The organism is Lysobacter sp. KACC 24251, from assembly GCF_057747755.1.
In genome coordinates this window covers 1701031-1723938 of the sequence record NZ_CM173222.1, presented here as the reverse complement: position 1 = coordinate 1723938, position 22908 = coordinate 1701031, and the positions used below count along the sequence as shown (strand labels likewise).

Genomic DNA, 22908 nt, shown 5'->3' with positions numbered 1-22908 from the left:
TGACTGGCCTGCGCGAAAGCGTGGGCCTCACTGCATTGGAACTACCGTACCCATGAGTACTGCCGCCAAAGCTCCAGCCAAACCCCGCGGTAAAGCCCGCGCCGCTGTGGCCGAAACCGACGCCGTCTCCCTTGAGCCGATCCTGGCCGCCGTCCGCAAGCGCGTGTCGAAGCTGCGCCATGCGGAGGCCGAGGCCTTTGTGAGCGCGTTCTACCGCCGCATGAGCCTGGACGAGTTGCCGCAGCACGACGCCGACGGCTGGGCCGCCCTGGCCGTGGATTTCCTGGACTTCGCGCGCACGCGCAAGCCCGGCTCCGCGCTGATCCGCCTGTTCAATCCCACCTGCAAGGAGCACGGCTGGGAGTCGGCGCACACCGCGCTGCAGATCTCCAACGACGACATGCCGTTCCTCGTGGATTCGGTGACCATGGCGCTGGCCGAGCACGGCATCGGCGTGCACGTGTTGGGTCATCCGGTAGTCAAGCTCAAGCGCGACAAGGCCGGCAAGATCACGGCGGTGGGCGAAGGCGTGTCCGAGTCGATGATGTGCCTGGAGATTGATCGCCAGGCGCCGGAATCGATGGCGGCGATCAAGACGCTGGTCGAGGACGTGCTGGAGGATGTCCGCGCCATCGTGACCGACTGGTCGAAGATGCGCGACCGCATGGTCGGCGTCGCCAACGACCTGGTCAACCGCACGATGCCGGTGGACGAAGAAGGCCGTGCCGAGGCGCAGGAGTTCCTGCGCTGGGCGTCGGACAACCACTTCACCTTCCTCGGCTACCGCGAGTACGAAGTGGCGAAGGAAGGCGGCAAGGAAGTCCTTCGCGCAGTCAAGGACAGCGGCCTGGGCCTGTTGCGTGGCAAGGAAGTGGGCAAGCCGCGCCTGCTGACCTCACTGGCCGCGCACTACATGCCGCAGTCCGGTTCGGTAGACGCGCTGATCCTGACCAAGACCAACGCCCGCTCGACCGTGCACCGTCCGGGTTACATGGACTACATCGGCGTGCTGAGCTTCGACAAGGACGGGAAGCCGGTTCGCGAGGAGCGCTTCCTCGGCCTTTACACCTCGAGTGCCTACACCCGCCGCCCGTGGGACATCCCGCTGGTGCGCCAGCGCCACGAGTACGTCATGGCCCAATCCGGCCTGGCGCCGGACAGCCACAGCGGCAAGGCGCTGCGCCACATCCTCGAGACGCTGCCGCGCGACGAGCTGTTCCAGGCCAACGAGCAGGAACTGCTGACCACGGCCAGCGGCATCCTCGGCCTGCAGGAGCGCGTGCGCAGCAAGCTGTTCCTTCGTCGCGACCGCTATGGCCGTTTCTTCTCCGGCCTGGTCTACATCCCGCGCGAACGTTTCAATACCGACGTGCGCCTGCGGATCGAGGCCATGCTGAAGCGCGTGCTGCACGGCGAGCACATCGATTCGTCCGTGGTGATGGGCGAGTCTCCCCTGGCGCAGCTGCACCTGATCGTGCGCCCCAAGTCGGGCGAAACGGGCGAGGTGGACAACGCCGCCATCGAAGCCGAGCTGGCGGCGATCGTGCGCAACTGGCAGGACGACCTGCGCGAGGCGCTGGTCAAGCGCCACGGCGAGGAGAGGGGCCTCAAGTTGGCCAATACCCTGGGCCGGGCGCTGCCGCGTGGCTACATCGAGGGCGCATCGGTGGCGGTTGCCGCCGATGACGTCGACAACCTTGCCTCACTCAAGGGCGAGGACGACCTGCGGCTGAGCCTGTACCGCGCGCACGGCATCGGCGACCTCCGCCTGAAGTTCTACCGTCTGGGTGCAGACCTGCAGTTGTCCGATGCCCTGCCGCTGATGGAGAACATGGGCCTGCGCGTGCTGACCGAGCACCCGTATCGCGTTGCGGCCGGCAACACGCTTGCGTACATCCAGGACTTCGACGTGGCCGTGGCCAGCAAGGACCTGGACGTTGAGGCCAACCGCGTGCAGTTCGAAGACGCCTTCGTCCGTGCCTGGCGTGGCGAGGTGGAGAACGACGCCTTCAATCGCCTGGTGCTGGGTGCCGGCCTGTCGTGGCGCCAGGTCGCCATGCTCCGCGCGTACTGCAAGTACCTGCTGCAGGTGGGCGTGCCGTTCTCGCAGAACTACGTCGAAGAGACCTTCAACCGCTATCCGCTGCTGGCGCGCATGTTGGTCGAGTTGTTCGAGGCCCGCTTCGACCCGTCGACGGGCAAGGAGAGCAAGGCCGAGATCAAGGCGGGCATGGAACGCTTCACCCGCCAGATCGAAGCACTGGCGGGCGGCGACGAGGCGGTGATGGCGGTGGTCAAACCGGTCATCGAGGCCCGTGCCGGCAAGCGCGAGGCGCAGACCGAGGCCGCGCGCGCCGCATTGCTGGGCCTGCTGGACCGCGTCAACAGCCTGGACGAAGACCGCATCCTGCGCAGCTTCATTGGCGTCATCGAAGCCACGCTGCGCACCAGCTATTACATGGAGCGCAAGGACGGCCTGCGCGCCGACGGCGGCCCGGCTGACTACGTCAGCTTCAAGTTCGACTCGTCCAAGGTGCCGGACCTGCCCAAGCCGCGTCCGTACCGCGAGATCTTCGTGTACGGCCCGCGCGTGGAAGGCGTGCACCTGCGCTTCGGGCCCGTGGCCCGCGGCGGCCTGCGCTGGTCGGACCGCCGCGAGGACTTCCGCACCGAAGTGCTGGGCCTGGTGAAGGCGCAGATGGTGAAGAACACCGTGATCGTTCCGGTCGGTTCGAAGGGCGGCTTCTTCGCCAAGCACCTGCCGGATCCGAGCGTGGACCGCGATGCATGGTTCAACGAAGGCGTGGCCTGCTACAAGCGCTTCATCAACGGCCTGCTGGACATTACCGACAACATCGTCGATGGCAAGATCGTGCCGCCGCTCAACGTGGTGCGCCACGACAACGATGACCCCTACCTGGTGGTGGCCGCCGACAAGGGCACCGCGACGTTCTCCGACACTGCCAACGGCATCGCACGCGCGCACGGCTTCTGGCTGGACGACGCCTTTGCGTCGGGCGGCTCGGTGGGCTACGACCACAAGGGCATGGGCATCACCGCGCGTGGCGCGTGGGAGTCGGTGAAGCGCCACTTCCGCGCCATGGGCCGCGACAGCCAGAAGCAGGACTTCACGGCGGTGGGCGTGGGTGACATGTCCGGCGACGTGTTCGGAAACGGCATGCTGCTGAGCAAGCACATCCGCCTGGTCGCGGCGTTCGACCACCGCCACATCTTCCTGGACCCGAACCCGGATGCGGCGGTTACGTTCAAGGAGCGCCAGCGGATGTTCAAGCTGCCGCGCTCCAGCTGGGCTGACTATGACGCCAAGCTGATCAGCAAGGGTGGTGGCGTGTTCCCGCGTTCTGCCAAGTCGATCCCGCTGTCCGCCGAAGCGAAGGCCGCGCTGGATATCGATGCCTCGGTAAGCGCCATGAGCCCGACCGAGCTGATGAGCGCGATCCTGAAGGCGCCGGTAGACCTGCTGTGGAACGGCGGCATCGGCACCTATGTCAAGGCTGCCAGCGAAACGCACGCCGACGTGGGCGACCGTGCCAACAACGGCCTGCGCGTCAACGGCCGCGACCTGCGCTGCAAGGTGGTGGGCGAGGGCGGCAACCTGGGCATGACCCAGTTGGGCCGCATTGAGGCTGCGCAGCATGGCGTGCTGCTCAACACCGACTTCATCGACAATTCGGCGGGCGTGGACACCTCGGACCATGAGGTGAACATCAAGATCCTGCTGAACGACGTGGTGCAGTCGAAGAAGCTCACCGTCGAGGGCCGCAACAAGCTGCTGGCGGCGATGACCGATGAAGTCGGCGAACTGGTGCTCAACGACAACTACCGCCAGAACCAGGCCATCAGCCTGATGGAGCGGATGAGCCTTACGCGCCTGGGTTCCAAGCAGCACTTCATCCGCACGCTGGAATCGCAGGGCCTGCTGGACCGCCAGATCGAGTTCCTGCCCTCCGACAGCGAGATCAGCGACCGCAAGTCGCGCGGCCAGGGCCTGACCCGCCCGGAGCTGTCGGTGCTGCTGTCGTACTCCAAGCTGGTGCTGTTCCAGCAGTTGCTGGACTCGAACGTGCCGGAGGACTCGTACCTGTCGAAGGAACTGGTGCGCTACTTCCCGCAGCCGCTGCAGGAGAAATACGCCAAGGTGATGGAAGGCCATCGCCTGAAGCGCGAGATCATCGCGACCGCGGTGACAAACTCCATGGTCAACCGCATGGGTGCGACCTTCACCCTGCGCATGACCGAGGACACCGGCCGCACGCCGGCCGAGGTGGCCAAGGCCTACACCATTGCCCGTGAGGCGGTGGATGCGCGCGGCCTGTGGGCGCAGATCGACGCACTGGACGGCAAGGTGCCGGAGAGCGTGCAGATCGACGCACTGAAGACCATTTGGAGCCTTCTGCGCACGATGAGCCGCTGGATACTCTCGCGTCCGGGTGCGATCCCCGAGATCACGACGGCGATGGCGCGTTACGGTGAGGGCATCAAGGCGGTCCGTGACGCCCTTCCGGCTGTCCTGTCCGACACCCGTCGCGCGGCTTACGACGCGCGTCTGGGAGAGTGGAAGAGCAAGGGCGTGACGGCGGCGCTGGCGACCGAGTTGGCCGCGCTGCCCACGCTCGAGTTCGCCTGCGACATTGTCGAGATTGCGCAGTCGCGCAAGCTGACGCCGGTGGACGCGGCAAAGGCCTTCTTCGCCCTCGGTGCGGCGCTGCACCTGCCATGGCTGTACGAGCAGGTGGATGCGCTGGACGTCGACGGCCGTTGGCAGGCCTTGGCCCGCGGCGCGCTGCGCGACGAGTTGGGTGCCCAGCAACGCAACCTGGTCGCCCAGATCCTGGCCGGAGGCGGCAAGAAGGCCCCGGAAGCGAAGGTTGAGGCGTGGATGCAACGTGACGACTCGACCCTGCGTTTCACCATGGCGATGCTCAACGACCTGCTCAGCCAGAAGTCGCTGGACTATCCCACCCTGTCCGTGGCGGCCCGCCGCCTGGCGCAGCTCGCGACCGCCGGGGAGTAGTCCGGAGTAACGGCATGGGTGGGTCTCCGGGTTATGCTGTTGGCATGACCCGGAGCCTCCGATGACCCAGTCGCGCCGCATCGCTTTCCTGGCCAGTCACACCGAAGAAGCCCAGGGCGCGCTCGCCCAACTGGTCGAGCGCCATGGCCAGCATGCACCCGCGGAGGCCGACGTGCTGGTCGCGTTGGGCGGCGATGGTTTCATGCTGCAGACGCTGCACCGACACGGTACGTTGGGCAAACCCGTGTACGGAATGAAGCTCGGCACGGTTGGCTTCCTGATGAACCACCACAGCCCCGACGGGCTGCTTGAACGCCTGCAGGCGGCCGAGCCGGCGGTGCTGCGCCCGCTGGAGATGCTGGTGCAGACCGAGTCTGGCGCCACCGTCGGTTCTCTGGCCTACAACGAAGTATCGCTGCTGCGCCAGACCCGGCAGGCTGCGCATATCCGCATCGAACTCAACGGGCAGACGCGCCTGGATGAGCTGATCTGCGACGGAGTGCTGGTGGCGACGCCGGCAGGCAGTACCGCCTACAACTTTTCCGCGCACGGACCGATCCTGCCGCTGGGTGCCAATGTCGTGGCGCTGACCCCGATCGCGGCATTCCGGCCGCGCCGATGGCGTGGGGCGGTGTTGAAGGCCGAAACCGAGGTGCGCTTCCGGGTGCTGGACCCGTACAAGCGGCCCGTCAGTGCCACCGCGGATTCGCATGAAGTGCGCGATGTGGTGGAGGTGGTGATCCGCGAGTCGCATGACCGCACGGTCACGTTGCTGTTCGACCCGGAGCACAACCTCGAAGAGCGGATGCTGGCGGAGCAGTTCACCAGCGGGTGAGGTTTGAGGGGGGGCGGGTATCGGCGGGTCTCAGCGGGCGAGACCGGGAGCCGGCACAATACCTCCATGCCAGACGCCCATGCCGACCCCCTGATCGTTGCCATCTCCTCGCGGACCCTGTTCGACATGGAGGACAGTCACGCGCTGTTCGAGCGTGAGGGGTTGGACGCCTATGCCGACTTCCAGCGCAGCCATGAGGGTGATGTACTGGGCCCGGGCGTCGCATTTCCACTGGTGCGAAAGCTGCTGGGACTCAACGACGGTGCGCCGCCGGAAGCGCCGAGGGTGGAAGTCATCCTGATCTCGCGTAACTCGGCCGACACCGGCCTGCGGATCTTCAACTCGATCGAACACCACGGCCTTTCGATCAAGCGAGCGGCGTTCAGCAACGGCGCGCCGCCGTATCCATACATAAAGCCGTTTGGCTCGGATCTGTTCCTGTCGGCCCATGCCGAAGATGTGCGGGCCGCGCTGGCGGCAGGCGTGGCGGCGGCAACGCTGCTCCCTGCGCAGGCACAGCAGCACCGGCATGACCAGCTGCGCATCGCGTTCGACGGTGATGCGGTGATCTTTGGCGACGAGGGTGAACGGGTCTCGCGCGAAGGTGGGCTCGCGGCCTTTGCCGCCTATGAACGGGCGAACGCGGGGCAGCCCCTGTCAGGCGGCCCCTTCCGCGGGTTCCTGGATGCGCTGCACCGACTGCAGGCAGCATTCCCGACGGGCGAGCATGCGCCCATCCGTACGGCGCTGGTGACGGCGCGGTCGGTGCCGGCGCACGAGCGGGTGATCCGGACGCTGCGCGACTGGGGCATCCGCCTGGACGAGGCGCTGTTTCTCGGGGGGCGGGCGAAGGGCCCTTTCCTTGAGGCGTTTGGCGCGGACATCTTTTTTGACGATTCCGAGCACAACATCCTGTCCGCACGCGATCACGTCGCGGCAGGCCACGTTCCCCACGGCGTGGCCAATCCGCGCTGAAGTCGCTGCCTACTCGGCGGTAAGGTCCATGGCATCCAGTGGCAGACGGATGTCGGTGACCCGCCAACGCAACCCTTCGCGGGTCATTCCCACCACCAGCGGTCGACTCGACTCCGGATGCAGGGTGATGGTGAAACGCGATAGCGATTCGAATCGGTACTTCGCGCCTTCCAACGGGTCGCTCGGGCCGGTGTGCGCGGAGCTGTCGCCCGGGTCGGTACCTTCGCCGGTGGCGCGGTGCAGCAGTCCTCGGCCCTCGATCAAAGCGCCCAGGCCAGCCGGTGTTGCCAGTACCTCCACCAGGCCGTCGGTGAGACCCCCGGCCATGCGCACGGCCAAGGCACCGAGCAGGCTGGACTGAGCGTCCGCGCCGGCGCGACGCACCAGGTGATCGTCCAGTTGCTGCTTGAAGTTGGTGCGCAGCGCGGGGAAATCGATGTGCTGTGACAACGCAGCGGTGTCCTGGGCCTCGACGGCCTTGCGCATCTCATGCACGGCCAGAAACGGCCCCGAGGCCCATACAGCCAGCAGCAAGGCCAGCATCACGAGGCCGATGGCCAACAGCTTTTTCATTCGACGTGCTCCACGGTGCGTTGCCCTGAGGATATCCGCTGACGGAAGGATCGCGCCGAGGCAAGCAGCACGATGCCGCCCACCAGCGTAGCCAGCGCACCGGCGATGAACGCCCAGCGCCCCCCGCCATGCTGCCAGGCCAGCGACGCCAAGCCGGCACCGAGCACCCCACCTATGCCGCCGCTGAATCCATACAGCAGTCCCTGTGCGGCCGCCATGTCGCGGCGCTCGGGAAACAGCTCGGACATGCGGCGCATGCATCCGGCATGGAAGGCGGCAAAGCTGAGCGCGTGCCCGGTCTGCGCCAGGGCCATCCAGGCGAAGGAGGGGCCGAGCCAGGCCACCGTCAGCCATCGCGCGACGGTGAAGGCCATGCAGGTCACCATCACGCGCCAAGCGCCAAAACGCTGCAGCAATCTAGGCGCCAGCCAGAACATGGCCACTTCGCAGATCACGCCGATGGCCCACAGCACCCCGACGGCTGTTCCGTCGTGGCCTTGTGCTTGCAGGTGCAGGGTATAGAACACATAGAACGGGCCGAAGCCCAGCTGCATCAGCAGCGTCACCAGCAACAGGCTGCGAACGCCGGGTCTTCGCCACAGAGGGTGTGGTGCGGCGGGCGGTAGGGGAGGCAGGCTGCTCGAGTCGGGGGAACGCGGGTGATGCGGACGGTCGTGGCGATGCAGCCACGCCGCGACCGTGGTCAATGCCAGCCATGGCAGCGTCAGCCAGACGAAGGCGCCTTCGCCGAGCCGATCGAGCAGCCAGCCATAGGTGGCCGCCACCACGAGGAAGCTGATGGAGCCCCAGACGCGGATCCGCCCGTACTCATGGCTGCGATGCGCGAGCGCGGAGAGCGTCATTGCCTCGAACTGCGGCATCACCGCGTTGAAGAACAACGCGAACCAGGCGATCGCCAGGAAGATGGGTACGACACCGGTCGCGCCGGCGAGGGCGGCAAAACCCAGCAGGGCCAGCAGGCAACCGGCTACCAGCCAGCGCCCGGGGGCCGGACTACGGGCCGACCAGCGCGACCAGGTGGGCGGCGCCAGCATGCGGCCGCCATACCACAGCGCCAGCGCGGCGCCGACCACGTAACCCCCGTGCCCCTGTGCAACCACCCAGCGGCCGATGTAGGGGGTGAAGGCGCCCAGCGCGCCGTAATACCCCAGGTAGAACAGCGAGTAGCGACGGAAATCGGCGGGCGACACCGTCAGAACTCGAGGTCAAGAGCGGCGCAGAGGTAGTCGGTGAATGGACCGAGCGCGGCGAGGTCCTTCTCCACCGTCTGCAACAGGCGCGGCCCGGTCATGAGGTCATCGTCCAGCGCCCGGAACGCCACGAAGTTCTTGCGGCGCAGATCCTCCGCGAACTCGAAGTCGTCGGGAAACCCACGCGGCATGCGCACCAGCATTTCGCTGTCTTCCAGGTCGAAGCGCTTGCGGAATGCGGAACCGTGCGCCGCCACTTTCCAGCTGCCCGGGTTGTCGACGATGAAGTGACGCACCTTGCGCACCGTCGCGGTCTCCGGGTGCCACAGTCCGGCGCCGATGAAGCAGTCGCCCGGCTGCAGGTGCAGGTAGAACGACGGGGCTGCGACCTCGCGCCGACGCTCGTGGAACAGCCGTGCACCCTGCCAGGGCTTGTACGGCGCCTTGTCGTTGGCGAAGCGGGTGTCGCGCTGGATGCGGAACAGCGATCCACCCACCGGGCGCGGGTCGGCCCGGAAGTTCGGGCTGATGGCGGCCAGCGCCGGCTGCAGGTCGGTCAGCAGCCGTTGGAAGGGCGCGCGCACGTGGCTTTCGTAATCGGCTTTGTGCGACAGGAACCACTCGCGGTTGTTATGCCGCGCCAAACCGCGCAGGAACTTGAAACTGGCGTCGCTGAAGTACTGGCTCATGGCAGGGCGGTGACAGGCGGGACGTCAGTATCGCCCGCGTCAGGACAACCCTGCATCAAGAGCGTCGGTCCAAGCCTCGATCTGGTCCAGCAGCGCCAGCTGGCGGGTATCGATATCGCTGCGGGCGCGCAGTTCAGCCAACTCCTGGCGCACGCTTTCGAAGGTGTATTCAGACAGGCCCACCGGGCCGCGCAGTCGACGGCGGCGGAAGTCGTCCCAGCGATTCCGCTCCTCTGGCGTCAGCGTGGCCGGCCAGTTGCGCGCCCGATAGCGGAACAGCAGCTCGGGCAGCCGCGGGTCGCGGAATGAAATGGCGCGCTCGCCGAGTGATTCCGGAGGCGTGGTGCGCACGTCTTGGAACAGGCGCTTGTCGCCATCGGCCAGGAAGCCGTCGTAGAGCGAGGCATCGGCGTCAGCGGGTGCGCGTGCTTCGTCCTTGCCGAACACGCGGCGCACCTTCTCAGCGAGTGCGGGGCCGACTGCCTGCAGACGTCTCGCGTTGGCCGCCACTGCCTCGAGGTCGATGCCCAATCGTTCGAAGTCCGGCTGGCGCAAGTGCTGCCAGGCCATTAACGCCGGGCAGCGGTTGAGGTGCAACTCCTTCAACGCCACGCGCTCCTGGCCGGGTGCGAGTTGTTCGGTGCGCAGGTACATCGTGGCGGCGATCTCGTCGGGGTCGCGCTCCAGCAAGGCCTGCGGATCCTGGGTCAGGTCGAACACGATGATGCGGTTGTCGATGCGCGGGTGGCGGGCGATCGGCAGCACCGGCGCCGCGCACAGCCGGTTGGCAGGGTAACGCTGCGAGATGTGCAGCAGGGGCGTCATGGCCGCGACGTCCACGAGGCTGGCGGCGAACCGCTTGTCGCGCAGTCGCAGCGCGTACTCCCAGAGCCGCGGTTGGGTGGCCCTGAGTTTGCGCGCAAGCCCGATCAGCGCGCGAACGTCCGACAGGGCCTCGTGGGCATCGCCTTCGCGCACGCCATTGGCTTCGGCCAAGTGTTCGAGCTTGAAAGACGGGTCGCCTTTTTCGTTGCGCGGCCATACCAGTCCTTCCGGCCGCAGGGCGTGGGCCATGCGCAACACGTCCAGCAGATCCCAGCGCGTATTGCCGCCGCGCCACTCGCGCTCGTAAGGGTCGTAGAAGTTGCGGAACAGTCCGAAGCGGACGAACTCATCATCGAAGCGCAGTGAGTTGTAGCCCAGGCTGCAGGTCTCCGGCCGCGACATCTCGTCGTGGATGAGGGCGAAGGCCGCCGCTTCGCTCATGCCGTCGCGCAACGCCTGCTGCGGCGTGATGCCGGTGACCAAGGTGGCCCCCGGCGATGGCAGCAAGTCATCCGCAGGTCGGACATACACGCTGATTGGCGTCTCGATCTCGTTGAGCTCGGTATCCGTGCGGATGGCCGCGAACTGCGCGATACGCGTGCGGCGCGGGTCCTTGCCAAACGTTTCCAGGTCGTAGAACAGGAAGCTCGAGGGCATCGGCTCAGTCGCGCGGCAGGGGGGGCAGGCGCTCGCGCACGGTGGCATCCACGAGGCTCCAGTCCAGCGAATCGAGGGTGCTGTGACCGCGCGTAAGGTCCACCAGCAGCTGGCGCTGCAGTTGCCCGCGTTCGAAGGCAACCGCGTACGGCATGCGCTGGAAGGTCACCATGGCGTAGCGGGGCATGAAGCGGTCCGGGTGGCGCTCGGCTAATTTGAGTTCCAGTGCGCGCTGCAACAGGTAGTCCTCATCGTCTACCCGGTCGCGCATTTCCAGGTAGTTCTCCAACGCCATCTGCTGGATGGCACGGGCATTGGGAAGTCGCTCGGCCTGGAACGAGGCGAACGCCGATGCGAGGTCAGGATCGCGGTCGAGATGTTCGGCCAAGGCCACGCAATCCTCGAACGCGCAGTTCATCCCCTGACCGTGGAAGGGCACCATGGCATGGGCGGCATCGCCGACCAGGACGGCACGACCATCCAGGTGCCAGCGATCCAGGTAGAGCGTGGCAAGGAGCCCGGCGGGGTTGCGTTCGAAGTCCTCCTCCAGCCGGGGGATCAACGGAAGTGCATCGGCGAAGTCGCGCTCGAACAGCGCACGTGCGTCGGCACCGGTGCGCACCGTGGCAAAGCTCGGGTCGCCTTCGTTGGGAAGGAACAGGGTGACGGTGAAGGTGCGCTCGTCATTGGGCAGGGCAATGCACATGTAGCGCCCCCGAGGCCAGATATGCAGTGCGTTGGGCTCGATGCTGAAACTGCCGTCCGGGGCGGGCGGGATCTCCAACTCCTTGTAGGAGTGGCCCAGGAATTCGGTACGGTCACCCAGGTCGCCTTCGCGGGACATCGCGATCCGCAGTGACGAACCCGCACCGTCGGCGCCGACCAGCGCATTGAAGCCCACTGCATGCGAACTGCCGGACACGTCGTCGCTGAAGGTGGCAATCCGTGATTCGAAGTCCACGCTGTCCAGCCCACGGTGGAAGTGGAGGCGAGCCCCGGCCTGTTCGGCAATGTTGAGCAGCACGATGTTGAGATCGCCGCGGTGCACGGACCAGATGACTTCGCTGTCGTCCTTGCCGTAGCGCTGCAGGTCAGTACGGCCATCGCGGAAATGCACCATGCGGCCGCGCATCATCACGGCCTGCGCCATCACCTCGTCGTCGCCGGAGGCCAGGCGCAAGGCATGGCGACCGCGTTCGGCCAGCGCCAGGTTGATCGAGCGCCCGCCCGCGTAGCCTTTGACCCGCGGGTCGCCACGCTTCTCGTATACGTCCACTTTCCAGCCGCGCTGGGCCAGCAGGGTGGCGAGCAGGGCACCGGCCAGGCCGGCACCGATCACGGTGATGTGTCGTTCAGCGGGCATCGCGCCAAGCCTCCACCGTCCGTGCAAAGCGCAGCACGTCGGCATGGGTGTTGTAGAGCGGGGCAGGGGAAATGCGGATCACGTCGGGCTCGCGCCAATCGCCGAGCACGCCATTGGTCGCCAGATACTCGAACAGTGCGCGTCCCTGCGGCCGGCCGCCAACCACGCGAATCGAAAGCTGGCAGCCGCGACGCGCAGGTTCGGCCGGCGTCACAATCTGCAGCACATCCGAGAGGCGCTGACGGATCAGGGTTTCCAGATAGGCGGTCAACGACTCGGAACGAGCGCGGAGCGTAGCCATGCCCACCTCGTCGAACAGCGCCAGCGAAGCCCGCAACGGTGCCACCCCGAGGATGGGCGGATTGCTGAGCTGCCAGCCCTCCGCGCCGGGGGTCGGCACGAAGTCCGGCCCCATGCGGAAACGGGTCGATGCGTCGTGACCCCACCAGCCGGCGAAACGCGGACGCTGGGTCTTGGCATGCCGCTCATGCACGAAACATCCTGCTACCGCCCCGGGACCCGAATTGAGGTACTTGTAGTGGCACCACACCGCGAAATCCGGCCCCGCGTCGTGCAGCTGCAGCGGCAGGTTGCCGACGGCGTGGGCCAGGTCGAAGCCGCAGACAGCGCCCTGGGCATGCGCAAGCCGGGTGATCTCGGCGAGGTCGAACGCCTGGCCTGTTCGGTACTGCACGCCGGGCCACACTACCAGGGCGAGTCGCGGGCCGTGCTCAGCGATGGCACTTGCAATTGCGTGCATCGAGAACGTGCCATCGGCTTCGTCGGGTTCCAGCTCGATGAGGTCGGTCGCGGGGTCGAACCCATGGAAGCGCACCTGCGATTCCAGTGCGTAACGGTCGGACGGGAACGCACCTGCCTCCATGAGGATGGCGGGGCGGTCGGCGGTGGGCCGGTAGAAGCTCACCATCATGAAATGCAGATTGGCGGTCAGCGAGTTCATCGCCACCACCTCGGAGGGCAGCGCACCCACCACGCGTGCGAGTGGTTCACGCACCAGTTCGTGGTAGGTCATCCACTGCGCCTGCCCGGTGAAATGACCCTCCACAGCTTCCACCGCCCACTTGTCCAGGACCTCCTCGACATGCGCGCGCGCACCGCGGGGCTGCAGGCCCAGCGAATTGCCGACGAAATAGGCCATCTCGCGGCCGTCATGGTGCGGGATCAGGAAGTCGGCGCGGCGCGAGCGGGGCGCAACGGCATCGAGGTGGGCAGCGTAGGCGTCGGTAAACGGATCGGCAGTTTGCGTGGTTACGTCGGTCACGTAATGAGTTTCCACATCCCTGGTGCGGGACAGTCGGTCAATGGGGTGGGATCAGGCGAAGCGCGACATCGGCAGGCCCAGCCACTCCAGGGCCGTGCCGTGGTACAGCCGGGCCTGGTTGTCGGCAGACAAGGCGAGCGAAGCAATCCCGGCACCTGGTTCCTGTTCGCCCAAGGGGAACGGGTAGTCGGTGCCCAGCATCACCCGATCCGTGCCGCAGGTGTCGAGCAGGTAGCGCAGGGCCCGGTCGTCGGCCACCCACGAATCGAAATACAGTTGCGCCAGGTAGTCGCGAGGGTTGCGTGGGTTGTCCGTCGCGACAAGGTCCGGGCGCATGTTGAACCCGTGTTCGATGCGACCAATGGTGTACGGGAAGCTGCCACCGCCGTGGGCGAGGCACACCTTCAGCTTGGGCAGGCGTTCGAGGACGCCACCGAAGATCAGGCAGCACGCGGCGCGCGATTGCTCGGCCGGCATGCCCACCAGCCACGGCAGCCAGTACTTGGGCATCGAAGGCGTGCCCATCATGTCCCACGGGTGAACCAGGATGGCGGCGCCGAGCTCGGCGGCGGCCTCGAAGAAATCGAACAGCTCCGGTGCGTCCAGGTTCCAGTCGTTGACGTGGCTGCCAATCTGCACGCCCTGCAGGCCCAACTGGTCCATGCAGCGCTCCAGCTCCTGGATGGCCAGTCTGGGCGACTGCATGGGCACCGTGCCGATGCCCGCGTAGTGGCGTGGGTAGTCGCGGCAGGCCTTCGCCATGTGGTCGTTGAGCGCCTGGTGCAACTCCAGCGCGTGGTGCGGCTTGGCCCAATAACTGAACATCACCGGCACGGTGCTGATCACCTGCACCTGCACCCCGAAGCGGGCGTAGTCGTCGATCCGTTCCTGTGGATCCCACGTCTTGGACCAAACCTCGCGGAAGAACTTGCCGTCCTTGTAGATGCGGTGGCGGCCGTCTTCCGTGTGGTGGATGACCGGGAACCGCAGGTCGCCATATTTGCGCGCCAGGTCCGGCCAGTCGCGCGGCAGGTAGTGGGCGTGGGTATCGATCTTCAGCATCGCGCGTCCATGGTCAGGTGATGTCCGCCTGCGAGTCGGCTTGCATCTCGTACCGGCTGGGTCGGGGATTGAGGGTGCCGCATTGCGGGCAGGTGCGCAGCGTGTCGTCGCGGTAGAAACGTTCGAACACGCGGAAGAAATCCTGCTCGATGTCCACGAGGTGGAAGCCCTCCTCGAACAGCTTGTGGTTGCAGCTCACGCAGAACCACATCAACGCGTCATCCTCGTGGGCGAGTCGCTTGCGTTCGATCACCAGGCCGACCGACCCGGGCATGCGCTGCGGACTGTGGGGCACGCGCGGCGGCAGGTAGAACATCTCGCCGGCCCGAATGGGGATGTCACGCGGCGCGCCATCCTCCTGAATGCGCAACACCATCTCCCCCTCGAGCTGGTAGAAGAACTCCGGGCCTTCCTCCCAGTGGTAGTCGGTGCGCGCATTGGGCCCGCCGACAATCATCACGATGTAGTCTTCGTCGACGATGCACTTGTTGCCCACCGGTGGCTTGAGCAAGTGGCGGTGTTCGTCTATCCAGGCCTGCAGGTTGATCGGGGCGGGCAGCATGGCGGCAGATCCTGTGGCTTTGGTCAGGCGGTGGGCCGCGGTCCATCATGCAGCACCGCGACGCACTTGAGCTCGATCGCGATCGGCGTCGGCAGCGCGTTGATGCCCAGCGTGGTGCGGCAAGGCGCGGTGTCGATGTCGGGGAAGTACTCGGCCCAAATGGCGTTGTAAGTCTTGAAGTCCCGCGCCATGTCGGTCAGGTAGACGGTCACGTCCACCAGATCCGTGAAGCGCGCGCCGCTGGCCTCCAGCACCGAGCGGACGTTGTCGAACACGGCATGCGTCTGGGCGACGATGTCGTAGTGCTTCAGGCGGCCGTCGGCGAAGTACTCATTGCCCGGGATGTGGTCGCCGTCGGGGTGCCGGGGGCCAATGCCCGACAGGAACAGCAGGTTGCCCACGCGGCGCGCATGCGGGTAGCGGCCAACCGGCCGTGGCGCGCTGTCGGTACGGATCACATTGTTCATCTCAGGTGACCCCACAGCCGTCGGCGATGCGCGCCAGGGACAACGCATAGGTCGAAGCCAGTTGCTCCTGCCGGTTCATGCTGATGCCCAGGTCGTTCACCCGTCCATTGCTGAGGCTGTACACCCAGCCATGCACGGTCAGATCCTGCCCGCGGCTCCATGCATCGCGGACGATGTTGGTGTGGGCCAGGTTCACCACCTGCTCCAGCACATTGAGCTCGCACAGGCGGTCGTGCTGGTCGCGTTCACTCTTGAAGCCATGCAGGCAACGCGTGTGCTTGTCGGCGACGTCGGCCACATGGCGGATCCAGTTGTCCACCAGCCCCAATCGCTGGCCCGTCAGGGCCGCGTGGACGCCGCCGCAGCCGTAATGGCCAACCACCATGATGTGCTTGACCTTGAGCACGTCCACGGCGAACTGCACCACCGACAGGCAGTTCAGGTCGGTGTGCACCACCACGTTGGCGATGTTGCGATGGACAAAGACTTCGCCCGGCGCCAGGTCGGTGATCTGGTTGGCCGGCACGCGCGAATCGGAGCAGCCGATCCACAGGTACTCCGGTGCCTGCTGCTTGGAGAGGCGTTCGAAGAAACCCGGGTCTTCCTTGCAGATCCGTTCGGACCAGGCGCGGTTGCGTTCCAGCAGTTCGTTGAGCGAGTTCATTGAGTCCTTATCCAATATTGAGCCCGACGTTCTTAGCGTCGGTAAAGAAGCGCATGGCTTCCAGGCCGCCCTCGCGGCCCAGACCGGAAGCCCCCACGCCACCAAACGGCGTGCGCAGGTCGCGCATCAGCCAGGTATTGATCCACACCATGCCGACCTGCAGCTTCGCCGCCATGCGGTGCGCGCGGTTGAGGTCGCGCGTCCACACGCTGGCCGCCAGTCCGTAGTCACTGGCGTTGGCCAAGGCAAGCGCCTCGTCATCGCTGTCAAAGGGTTGCAGGGTGGCAACCGGGCCGAAGATTTCGTCGCGGTTGCTGGCGCAATCAGGTCCAAGCCCGTCGACCACGGTGGGCGCCACAAACCAGCCGGGCCGGTCGAGGGCATTGCCGCCGCACAGCACATGGCCACCCTCATCGCGGACCCGCGCCAGCGCGGCGGTGACCTTGTCGAAATGCGCCTGCGAGACCAGGGGCCCCATCTGGCTGTCGTCGTCCATCGGGTCGCCCACGCGCAACGTCAGCGCGCGTTCCACCAGCGCGTCTCGGAACTCGGCGTAGATGCGGCGCTCGACCAGGATGCGCGATCCGCACAGGCAGATCTGGCCGCTGTTCTGGAATGCGGAGCGGACGATGGTGTCGAGGTGGTCGCGCCAATCGCTGTCGGCAAACACCAGCGTCGGGTTCTTGCCGCCCAACTCCAGGGAGACTTTCTTGAGCATGGGCGCCGCCAGGCCAGCGATGCGTTTCCCCACCGCCGTACTGCCCGTGAAGGACACGGCCTTGACCCGCGCGTCCGTCACCAGTGGCTCGCCCACCTCCGGTCCGAGCCCGTGCACGATGTTGAGCACGCCCTTGGGGAAACCGACCTGCAGCATCAACTCGCCCAGCATCGTCGCAGTCAGCGGGGTGACTTCGGACGGCTTGGCCACCACCGTGTTACCCGCCGCCAGTGCCGGCGCGATCTTCCAGGTGAACAGGTACAGCGGCAGGTTCCACGGCGAGATGGTCGCCACCACGCCCAGCGGTTGCCGCAGCGTGTAGTTCAGGCCGGCCTGCCCGTGGTGGGACTCGCTGGCGAACTGCGTGGCGGCGTGGGCGAAGAACCGCAGGTTGCTGATCGCGCGCGGGATTTCCGCATCCCGCGCCAGTTTGATGGGCTTGCCGCCGTCCCGCGACTCGGCATGCGCGAAATCGTCCAGCCGCGCCTCGAGGGCGTCGGCCAGCCGTTCCATCCAGCGGGAGCGCTCGGTGTGGGGCAATGCGGCCCAGGCAGGGGCGGCGGCTTCCGCGGCGGCTATCGCCGCATGCACATCCGCGGCGTTGCCCCGCGCGACCTGGGCGAAAACTGCGCCCCGTGCCGGGTCAAAAACGTCGAGCCATTGACCCCCGGAGGGATCGCGGTACTCACCGGCAATGAAATGGCCGAGACGCATCCGGCTAATGTACCAGCCGCGTCAATCCCTCCGGCACGGTATGGGCCGCACTGGCTGTCGCCCGCGCGGTCGGAGCGCGTTTCGCCTAGTCCCCTGTGCCTTACAGCGAGCGGGTGCGCCCGCCGTCGACAGGCAGGTTCACGCCGGTGATGTAACCCGCGGCCGGCGAGCACAGGAAGGCAATGGCGGCCGCCGTTTCCTCTGGCTTGGCGAAGCGGCGCATCGGGATCTCCGCCACCATCTTCGCGAACACCGCTTCCCGGCTCTGGCCGGTCTTTGCCGCGGTCGTATCGATGATCTGCTCGATACGCGGTGTTTCGGTGGAGCCCGGCAGGACGTTGTTGACGGTGATGCCCTTGGCCGCGAGCTCCGCCGCCAGCGTCTTGGCCCAGCTGGCCACTGCCCAGCGGGTGGTGTTGGATACGCCCAGACCGGAAATTGGTTCCTTCACGGACGTTGATATCACGTTGACTATGCGGCCGTAGCCATCGCGCTCCATGCCCGGGATGACCGCCTCGGCCAGCACATGATTGGCGAGCAGATGCTGACGGTACGCGGCTTCAAACGCCGCGATGTCGGTGCCATGCACCGTGCCGGGCGGCGGGCCGCCACTGTTATTGACCAGGATGTGGACCGGCTTGCCGGCGGCCAGCGCTTCCACCTTGGCGCGAAGCGACTCGGTATCCGCCGCATCGGCCGAAACCCAGCCGTGGGCCTGTCCGGGCTGCGGGCAGGGCAGGGCGGCGGCCACCTCGCGCAGGACGTCCTCTCGGCGTGCGAGCAGGGTGACGTCGGCGCCGAGCTCGGCGAGCGCCCTGGCAGTCGCCAAGCCGATGCCTTGGGTGGCGCCACAGACCAGCGCGTGCTTGCCAGACAGGTTCAGGTTCATCTCAGTCTCCAGCGGGGGCTGATCGGTACGGATCGACCAGGCAGTGTTGCCGGTGGATTTCCGCGCAGACATTGCCAATTGGTCTGAGGGCGCCGCGAGCAACACCTCAAAGGGGGTGCGACTACGGGTCGAATTGCGTCAGTGACGATGCGGGAGTTTCTGGACCATCAACGCGCGCAGTTCCGCATCGTCGTTTGCCTGCGGCGGCACCAGTTCGTCCAGCGTCATGCCGCGTGCGACCGCATCGTCCGCATCCATGCCTTCCAGTGCCACGTACTCGGCGTCCATCAATGCCGCGCGGGCGCTGTCCTCGCTGTCGTAGGGTTGTGCATTACCGTCGCTGTCGAACACTTCCGCCGTGCCGGCATCCAGCATCCGCAGTCGCGCCCAGACCACCGTCCGGCCGAGTGTCGCCAGCCACCATTCGTCACGCGTGCTCATGCCGGCACCACCAGGGACAACAACCACAAGAGCCCACCGGCCGCGAGGCCGCCGAGGATGCACATCAGTGAAATGCGGGCCGGTGTGGCCAAGCCATTGAGGTTGCGGTCATTCGCCGCACGGTAACCACCGCGTAACAGCCACCACAACGAACTCGGCTTGGCGAACGCCAGTTCACCCAGGTTGCGCTGCAACTCCGGGTGGCGGTCACGCACGTGCACCAGGGTGAGGGGCCAGAAGATCGCCAAGGCGGTTGCGCCGGCGATGGCCAGCGCCAGGCAGCAGAGGGCCAGGAACAGGATCACCGATCAGAACTCCGCGCTGCCGGGTGCGCGCGGGTAGGGGATCGCGTCGCGGATGTTGGACAGGCCGCAGACATAGACCACCAGGCGCTCGAAGCCGAGGCCGAATCCGGCATGGGGCACCGTGCCGTAGCGGCGGAAATCCCGGTACCACTCGTAGTGCGCCGGGTCGAGGCCGAACTGCGCCATGCGCGAATCGAGCACGTCCAGACGCTCCTCGCGCTGCGAACCGCCAATGATTTCGCCGATTCCCGGGGCCAGCACGTCCATCGCCGCGACGGTCTTGCCGTCGTCGTTGAGTCGCATGTAGAAGGCCTTGATGTGCTCGGGGTAGTTGGTCACCACCACCGGGCGGCCGACATGCTCCTCGGTCAGCCAGCGCTCGTGCTCGGTCTGCAGGTCCAGGCCCCACTCCACCGGGAACTCGAACTTCTTGCCCGCGTTCTGCAACAGCTTGATCGCGTCGGTGTATTCGATGCGCTCGAACGGCGCATTGACGAACTTTTCCAGGCGCGTGATGGCATCGGGCTGCACGCGCTCGGCGATGAACGCCAGATCATCAGCGCGCTCGGCCAGTACCGCACGGAACAGGTACTTGAGGAATTCCTCGGCCACGCGCGCGTCTTCGGCCAGGTCGGCGAACGCGATCTCCGGCTCCACCATCCAGAACTCGGCCAGGTGGCGGGTGGTGTGGCTGTTCTCGGCGCGGAAGGTTGGGCCGAAGGTGTAGACCTTGCTCAGCGACAGGCAGTACGCCTCGACGTTGAGCTGGCCGGAAACGGTGAGGAACGTTTCCTTGCCGAAGAAGTCGCGGCTGAAGTCCACGTCGCCCTTGGGCGTGCGGGGCAGGTTGGCCAGGTCCAGCGTCGACACGCGGAACATCTGGCCTGCGCCCTCGGCGTCGGACGTGGTCACGATCGGGGTGCTGATCCAGTAGTAACCCTGTTCGTGGAAGAAGCGGTGCACGGCCTTGGCCAGACAGTCGCGGATACGGGTGACCGCACCGAACAGGTTGGTGCGCGGGCGAAGATGCGCCACTTCCCGCAGGAATTCCAGCGAGTGCGCCTTGGGCTGGATCGGGTAGGTTTCCGGGTCTTCCACCCAGCCCACCACCTCCACCTTGCTGGCCTGGAGTTCGTACGCCTGGCCCTGGCCCTGCGACTGCACCAGCGTGCCGGTGGCGATGACGGCGCAGCCGGCGGTGAGGCGCTTCACCTCGTCCTCGTAGTTGGACAGGGTATTGGGCGCCACCACCTGGATGGGCGCGAAGCAGGAGCCGTCGCTGACGTTCACGAAGCTCAGCCCGGCCTTGGAGTCGCGCCGGGTGCGTACCCAGCCGCGGACCGTGACTTCTCCGCCAGCGGGCACCTTGCCCGCGAGCGCCTGCGAGACGCTGACCACCGTCATGCCTTGAATCCTTGCCGCTAAGGGCCGATATGGGGAAAGAGGTCGAGTTTACCGGTTGCCGGCGCGTGCTTGCGAGTCGGCTGCCAGTTTCCGGCGCTGACGTGCCCGGTGGGCGTTGCCGGTCCTGTCAGGGTCCTATCCGTATACTGTTGCCGTACTTCTGGAGTCGTCCATGGCCGTCACCCTCAGCCCCGCCGCCCTTGCCCGCGTGCAGCGCTATCTCGCCGAAGCTCCCGAGGCCGTCGGCCTGCGCTTTGGCGTCACCAAGACCGGGTGCTCGGGCTGGCAGCACAGCGCGGACCTGGCCAAGGATGAGCGCGCTGGCGACACCGTCTTCGAGCAGGCGGGCGTGCGCATCTACGTGGACGCCGTCAGCCTGCCGCTGGTCGATGGCACCGAGATCGACCTGGTGAAGCAGCGCCTGGGCGAGCAGTTCGTGTTCCGCAACCCCAACGTGGCCGACGAGTGCGGCTGCGGCGAGAGCTTCACGACCACGGTGCACGCCGCCTGACCCCGGTCACGGGGCCTCCGGTCCCCGGGCCCGAAGGGTGGGGTGGTCCGGCCCGCGGGTCCAAGCCTTGGCATAACCTGCCGCAAACGGGGTAGGCCCGTCCCTTGGGTGCACAAACGGTCACTGGTTTGCGCGTAAGCCCGCGTCCTGCCATACTTTCCGGCTCTCGCGGCTTGGCTGCGGGAGCCCCTTGCCCTACCGCGCCCGGCATCCACCCGATGCGAAAGGTGGCGGAGGGCTGAACAGACCGGCCTCCGCCGGTCTTCATCCACAAGGAACAACACCATGCGTCATTACGAAGTCGTGTTCCTGGTCCACCCGGACCAGAGCGAACAGGTCCCGGCCATGATCGAGCGCTACAAGGGCCTGATCGAGAGCGGCGAGGGCAAGGTCCACCGTCTGGAAGACTGGGGTCGTCGCCAGCTGGCCTACCCGATCGAGAACCTGGTCAAGGCGCACTATGTGCTGCTGAACATCGAATGCAACCAGAGCGTGCTGAACGAACTGGTCGACGGTTTCCGTTTCAACGACGCCGTCCTGCGCCACCTGGTCATGAAGCGTGACGAGGCTGACACCGAGCAGTCCCTGATCATGAAGTTCAAGGACGAAAAGGGTGACAAGCCCGAGCGCGGCGAGCGCCGCCGCCGTGACGACGAAGGCACCGACGCCGGCCCTGCCGCCGACGAGTCCACCGACGACAACGCCGAAGCCGCCTGAGGATCACTGACATGTCCAAGTTCTTTCGCCGCCGCAAGTTCTGCAAGTTCACCGCCGAGGGCGTCAAGGAGATCGATTACAAGGATCTCAACACCCTGCGCCAGTACCTGACCGAGACCGGCAAGATCGTCCCGAGCCGCGTCACCGGCACCAAGTCGAAGTACCAGCGCCAGCTGTCGACCGCGATCAAGCGCGCGCGCTTCCTGGCCCTGATCCCGTACACCGACAACCACAACGTCTGATTGGTGCGGCCCGCGGGCATGACCCGTGGGCGTTGGGGTGGTTGCGAGCCACGGGCTCGCAGTCACCCCGACCACCCATTCGGACAACAGCATTGCTGCAGGGCGACGCCCTGCTAACGAATCCGGAGCAACACCATGAAGCTGATCCTCCTGCAGAAGGTCACCAACCTCGGCGGCCTGGGCGATACCGTCACCGTCAAGCCGGGCTACGGCCGCAACTTCCTCGTGCCGCAGGGCAAGGCCGTGCCGGCCACCGCCGCCAACCTGGCGGAGTTCGAAGCCAAGCGCGCCGATTACGAAGCGAAGGCCAAGTCCATCCATGACAACGCCGAAGCCCGCAAGGCCAAGCTGGAAGGCGTGTCGGTGACCATCCGCGCCAACGCCGCCACCGAAGGCAAGCTGTACGGCTCGGTCACCACCCGTGACATCGCCGACGCGCTGACCAAGCACGGCTACGAAGTCGCCAAGTCCGAAGTCATCATGGGCGAGGGCGCCATCCGCCACATCGGCGAGTACGACGTGCTGGTCCACCTGCACGCCGACGTCGAGACCACCGTCAAGGTGGTCGTCGAAGCCGAAGCCGCCTGATCCACCGATCCAGGCTGTGCTGCCGGAGGGCGCCGCAAGGCGCCCTTCGCGTTTTGGGGCCTGGGCGACGGCCGGTATAGGTGTCGTCGCAGGCAATGAGACGCGACCATGCGATTGCCTGGGCAGGACCCGGGCCGCGATATACCGGGATATCCACAGAGTTACACCCACCGCTTTGC

General features: G+C 66.4%; 22 protein-coding genes. 7 read left to right on the top strand and 15 right to left on the bottom strand.

Going from position 1 to position 22908, the window contains the following annotated elements:
* Positions 1 to 52: 52 nt before the first annotated feature.
* The 3 genes from AC3ARF_RS08080 (at position 53) to AC3ARF_RS08070 (ending at position 6845) form a co-directional block, all read left to right on the top strand.
* Entirely contained in the window at positions 53 to 5035 is a 4983-nt protein-coding gene (locus AC3ARF_RS08080; protein WP_498926848.1) for an NAD-glutamate dehydrogenase, read from the top strand.
* A gap of 61 nt (positions 5036 to 5096) precedes the next feature.
* Complete coding sequence (locus tag AC3ARF_RS08075) at positions 5097 to 5870, top strand: NAD kinase (RefSeq protein WP_498926846.1); 774 nt, start codon at positions 5097 to 5099, stop codon at positions 5868 to 5870.
* A gap of 66 nt (positions 5871 to 5936) precedes the next feature.
* Positions 5937 to 6845 (top strand): 5'-nucleotidase, encoded by a 909-nt coding sequence (locus tag AC3ARF_RS08070; protein ID WP_498926844.1) that lies wholly within the window; start codon positions 5937 to 5939, stop codon positions 6843 to 6845.
* A 9-nt stretch (positions 6846 to 6854) separates the two neighbouring features.
* Here the strand turns inward: AC3ARF_RS08070 and AC3ARF_RS08065 are convergent, their stop codons facing one another.
* From AC3ARF_RS08065 to asnS, 15 genes are all read right to left on the bottom strand, one after another.
* Positions 6855 to 7418 (bottom strand): DUF2939 domain-containing protein, encoded by a 564-nt coding sequence (locus AC3ARF_RS08065; protein WP_498926842.1) that lies wholly within the window; start codon positions 7416 to 7418, stop codon positions 6855 to 6857.
* Positions 7415 to 8629: an MFS transporter gene (locus AC3ARF_RS08060; RefSeq protein ID WP_498926840.1), complete on the bottom strand. Its 1215-nt coding sequence runs from the start codon at positions 8627 to 8629 to the stop codon at positions 7415 to 7417. Before AC3ARF_RS08060 ends, AC3ARF_RS08065 begins: the two co-directional genes overlap by 4 nt.
* A 2-nt stretch (positions 8630 to 8631) precedes the next feature.
* The gene (locus AC3ARF_RS08055; RefSeq protein ID WP_498926838.1) at positions 8632 to 9318 is read right to left on the bottom strand and encodes a DUF2461 domain-containing protein; all 687 of its coding nucleotides are present in this window, start codon (positions 9316 to 9318) and stop codon (positions 8632 to 8634) included.
* A gap of 39 nt (positions 9319 to 9357) precedes the next feature.
* Positions 9358 to 10800: an exodeoxyribonuclease I gene (gene sbcB / locus AC3ARF_RS08050; RefSeq protein ID WP_498926836.1), complete on the bottom strand. Its 1443-nt coding sequence runs from the start codon at positions 10798 to 10800 to the stop codon at positions 9358 to 9360.
* A 4-nt stretch (positions 10801 to 10804) separates the two neighbouring features.
* Positions 10805 to 12163, bottom strand: a complete 1359-nt coding sequence (locus tag AC3ARF_RS08045; RefSeq protein ID WP_498926834.1) for an FAD-dependent oxidoreductase — start codon at positions 12161 to 12163, stop codon at positions 10805 to 10807.
* Positions 12153 to 13445 carry a kynureninase gene (gene kynU, locus AC3ARF_RS08040; RefSeq protein WP_498926833.1) on the bottom strand — a complete coding sequence of 431 codons (1293 nt, stop codon included), beginning with the start codon at positions 13443 to 13445 and terminating at the stop codon, positions 12153 to 12155. Before kynU ends, AC3ARF_RS08045 begins: the two co-directional genes overlap by 11 nt.
* A 51-nt stretch (positions 13446 to 13496) precedes the next feature.
* Positions 13497 to 14507 carry an amidohydrolase family protein gene (locus AC3ARF_RS08035; protein WP_498926831.1) on the bottom strand — a complete coding sequence of 337 codons (1011 nt, stop codon included), beginning with the start codon at positions 14505 to 14507 and terminating at the stop codon, positions 13497 to 13499.
* A gap of 13 nt (positions 14508 to 14520) precedes the next feature.
* Entirely contained in the window at positions 14521 to 15069 is a 549-nt protein-coding gene (locus tag AC3ARF_RS08030) for a 3-hydroxyanthranilate 3,4-dioxygenase (protein ID WP_498926829.1), read from the bottom strand.
* Between the two features lie 23 nt (positions 15070 to 15092).
* Positions 15093 to 15536 carry a RidA family protein gene (locus AC3ARF_RS08025; RefSeq protein WP_498926827.1) on the bottom strand — a complete coding sequence of 148 codons (444 nt, stop codon included), beginning with the start codon at positions 15534 to 15536 and terminating at the stop codon, positions 15093 to 15095.
* Between the two features lies 1 nt (position 15537).
* A complete protein-coding gene (gene can / locus AC3ARF_RS08020) occupies positions 15538 to 16200 on the bottom strand; it encodes a carbonate dehydratase (RefSeq protein ID WP_498926826.1) in 663 nt (220 codons plus the stop codon).
* Positions 16201 to 16207: 7 nt separating this feature from the next.
* Positions 16208 to 17632 carry an aldehyde dehydrogenase gene (locus AC3ARF_RS08015; RefSeq protein WP_498926825.1) on the bottom strand — a complete coding sequence of 475 codons (1425 nt, stop codon included), beginning with the start codon at positions 17630 to 17632 and terminating at the stop codon, positions 16208 to 16210.
* Positions 17633 to 17732: 100 nt separating this feature from the next.
* Positions 17733 to 18521 carry an SDR family oxidoreductase gene (locus tag AC3ARF_RS08010; RefSeq protein WP_498926823.1) on the bottom strand — a complete coding sequence of 263 codons (789 nt, stop codon included), beginning with the start codon at positions 18519 to 18521 and terminating at the stop codon, positions 17733 to 17735.
* A gap of 138 nt (positions 18522 to 18659) precedes the next feature.
* Positions 18660 to 18962 (bottom strand): hypothetical protein, encoded by a 303-nt coding sequence (locus AC3ARF_RS08005; RefSeq protein WP_498926822.1) that lies wholly within the window; start codon positions 18960 to 18962, stop codon positions 18660 to 18662.
* The gene (locus tag AC3ARF_RS08000; protein WP_498926820.1) at positions 18959 to 19267 is read right to left on the bottom strand and encodes a hypothetical protein; all 309 of its coding nucleotides are present in this window, start codon (positions 19265 to 19267) and stop codon (positions 18959 to 18961) included. The genes AC3ARF_RS08005 and AC3ARF_RS08000 overlap by 4 nt, the downstream gene beginning before the upstream one ends.
* Before the next feature lie 3 nt (positions 19268 to 19270).
* Positions 19271 to 20671: an asparagine--tRNA ligase gene (asnS, locus tag AC3ARF_RS07995; protein ID WP_498926819.1), complete on the bottom strand. Its 1401-nt coding sequence runs from the start codon at positions 20669 to 20671 to the stop codon at positions 19271 to 19273.
* 172 nt (positions 20672 to 20843) lie between these two features.
* Between asnS and AC3ARF_RS07990 the strand changes: the two genes are divergently transcribed.
* The 4 genes from AC3ARF_RS07990 to rplI all read left to right on the top strand — a co-directional run bounded on the left by AC3ARF_RS07990 (position 20844) and on the right by rplI (position 22729).
* On the top strand, positions 20844 to 21182 hold the full coding sequence (locus AC3ARF_RS07990) for a HesB/IscA family protein (RefSeq protein ID WP_498926817.1): 339 nt from the start codon (positions 20844 to 20846) through the stop codon (positions 21180 to 21182).
* A 285-nt stretch (positions 21183 to 21467) separates the two neighbouring features.
* Positions 21468 to 21899 carry a 30S ribosomal protein S6 gene (gene rpsF, locus AC3ARF_RS07985; RefSeq protein ID WP_498926816.1) on the top strand — a complete coding sequence of 144 codons (432 nt, stop codon included), beginning with the start codon at positions 21468 to 21470 and terminating at the stop codon, positions 21897 to 21899.
* Positions 21900 to 21910: 11 nt separating this feature from the next.
* On the top strand, positions 21911 to 22141 hold the full coding sequence (gene rpsR / locus AC3ARF_RS07980; protein ID WP_036136221.1) for a 30S ribosomal protein S18: 231 nt from the start codon (positions 21911 to 21913) through the stop codon (positions 22139 to 22141).
* 135 nt (positions 22142 to 22276) lie between these two features.
* The gene (rplI, locus tag AC3ARF_RS07975) at positions 22277 to 22729 is read left to right on the top strand and encodes a 50S ribosomal protein L9 (RefSeq protein WP_498926811.1); all 453 of its coding nucleotides are present in this window, start codon (positions 22277 to 22279) and stop codon (positions 22727 to 22729) included.
* Positions 22730 to 22908: the final 179 nt, after the last annotated feature.

Bases quoted from the DNA above. Each gene is read 5' to 3' on its own strand.
- AC3ARF_RS07990 (WP_498926817.1), top strand. From the start codon at position 20,844: ATGGCCGTCACCCTCAGCCCCGCCGCCCTTGCCCGCGTGCAGCGCTAT.
- AC3ARF_RS08045 (WP_498926834.1), bottom strand. From the start codon at position 12,163: ATGCCCGCTGAACGACACATCACCGTGATCGGTGCCGGCCTGGCCGGT.
- AC3ARF_RS08015 (WP_498926825.1), bottom strand. From the start codon at position 17,632: ATGCGTCTCGGCCATTTCATTGCCGGTGAGTACCGCGATCCCTCCGGG.
- AC3ARF_RS08005 (WP_498926822.1), bottom strand. From the start codon at position 18,962: ATGAGCACGCGTGACGAATGGTGGCTGGCGACACTCGGCCGGACGGTG.
- sbcB (WP_498926836.1), bottom strand. From the start codon at position 10,800: ATGCCCTCGAGCTTCCTGTTCTACGACCTGGAAACGTTTGGCAAGGAC.
- AC3ARF_RS08010 (WP_498926823.1), bottom strand. From the start codon at position 18,521: ATGAACCTGAACCTGTCTGGCAAGCACGCGCTGGTCTGTGGCGCCACC.
- AC3ARF_RS08030 (WP_498926829.1), bottom strand. From the start codon at position 15,069: ATGCTGCCCGCCCCGATCAACCTGCAGGCCTGGATAGACGAACACCGC.
- AC3ARF_RS08075 (WP_498926846.1), top strand. From the start codon at position 5,097: ATGACCCAGTCGCGCCGCATCGCTTTCCTGGCCAGTCACACCGAAGAA.
- rpsR (WP_036136221.1), top strand. From the start codon at position 21,911: ATGTCCAAGTTCTTTCGCCGCCGCAAGTTCTGCAAGTTCACCGCCGAG.
- AC3ARF_RS08065 (WP_498926842.1), bottom strand. From the start codon at position 7,418: ATGAAAAAGCTGTTGGCCATCGGCCTCGTGATGCTGGCCTTGCTGCTG.
- AC3ARF_RS08035 (WP_498926831.1), bottom strand. From the start codon at position 14,507: ATGCTGAAGATCGATACCCACGCCCACTACCTGCCGCGCGACTGGCCG.
- rpsF (WP_498926816.1), top strand. From the start codon at position 21,468: ATGCGTCATTACGAAGTCGTGTTCCTGGTCCACCCGGACCAGAGCGAA.
- AC3ARF_RS08080 (WP_498926848.1), top strand. From the start codon at position 53: ATGAGTACTGCCGCCAAAGCTCCAGCCAAACCCCGCGGTAAAGCCCGC.
- AC3ARF_RS08055 (WP_498926838.1), bottom strand. From the start codon at position 9,318: ATGAGCCAGTACTTCAGCGACGCCAGTTTCAAGTTCCTGCGCGGTTTG.
- asnS (WP_498926819.1), bottom strand. From the start codon at position 20,671: ATGACGGTGGTCAGCGTCTCGCAGGCGCTCGCGGGCAAGGTGCCCGCT.
- AC3ARF_RS08070 (WP_498926844.1), top strand. From the start codon at position 5,937: ATGCCAGACGCCCATGCCGACCCCCTGATCGTTGCCATCTCCTCGCGG.
- AC3ARF_RS08025 (WP_498926827.1), bottom strand. From the start codon at position 15,536: ATGAACAATGTGATCCGTACCGACAGCGCGCCACGGCCGGTTGGCCGC.
- rplI (WP_498926811.1), top strand. From the start codon at position 22,277: ATGAAGCTGATCCTCCTGCAGAAGGTCACCAACCTCGGCGGCCTGGGC.
- can (WP_498926826.1), bottom strand. From the start codon at position 16,200: ATGAACTCGCTCAACGAACTGCTGGAACGCAACCGCGCCTGGTCCGAA.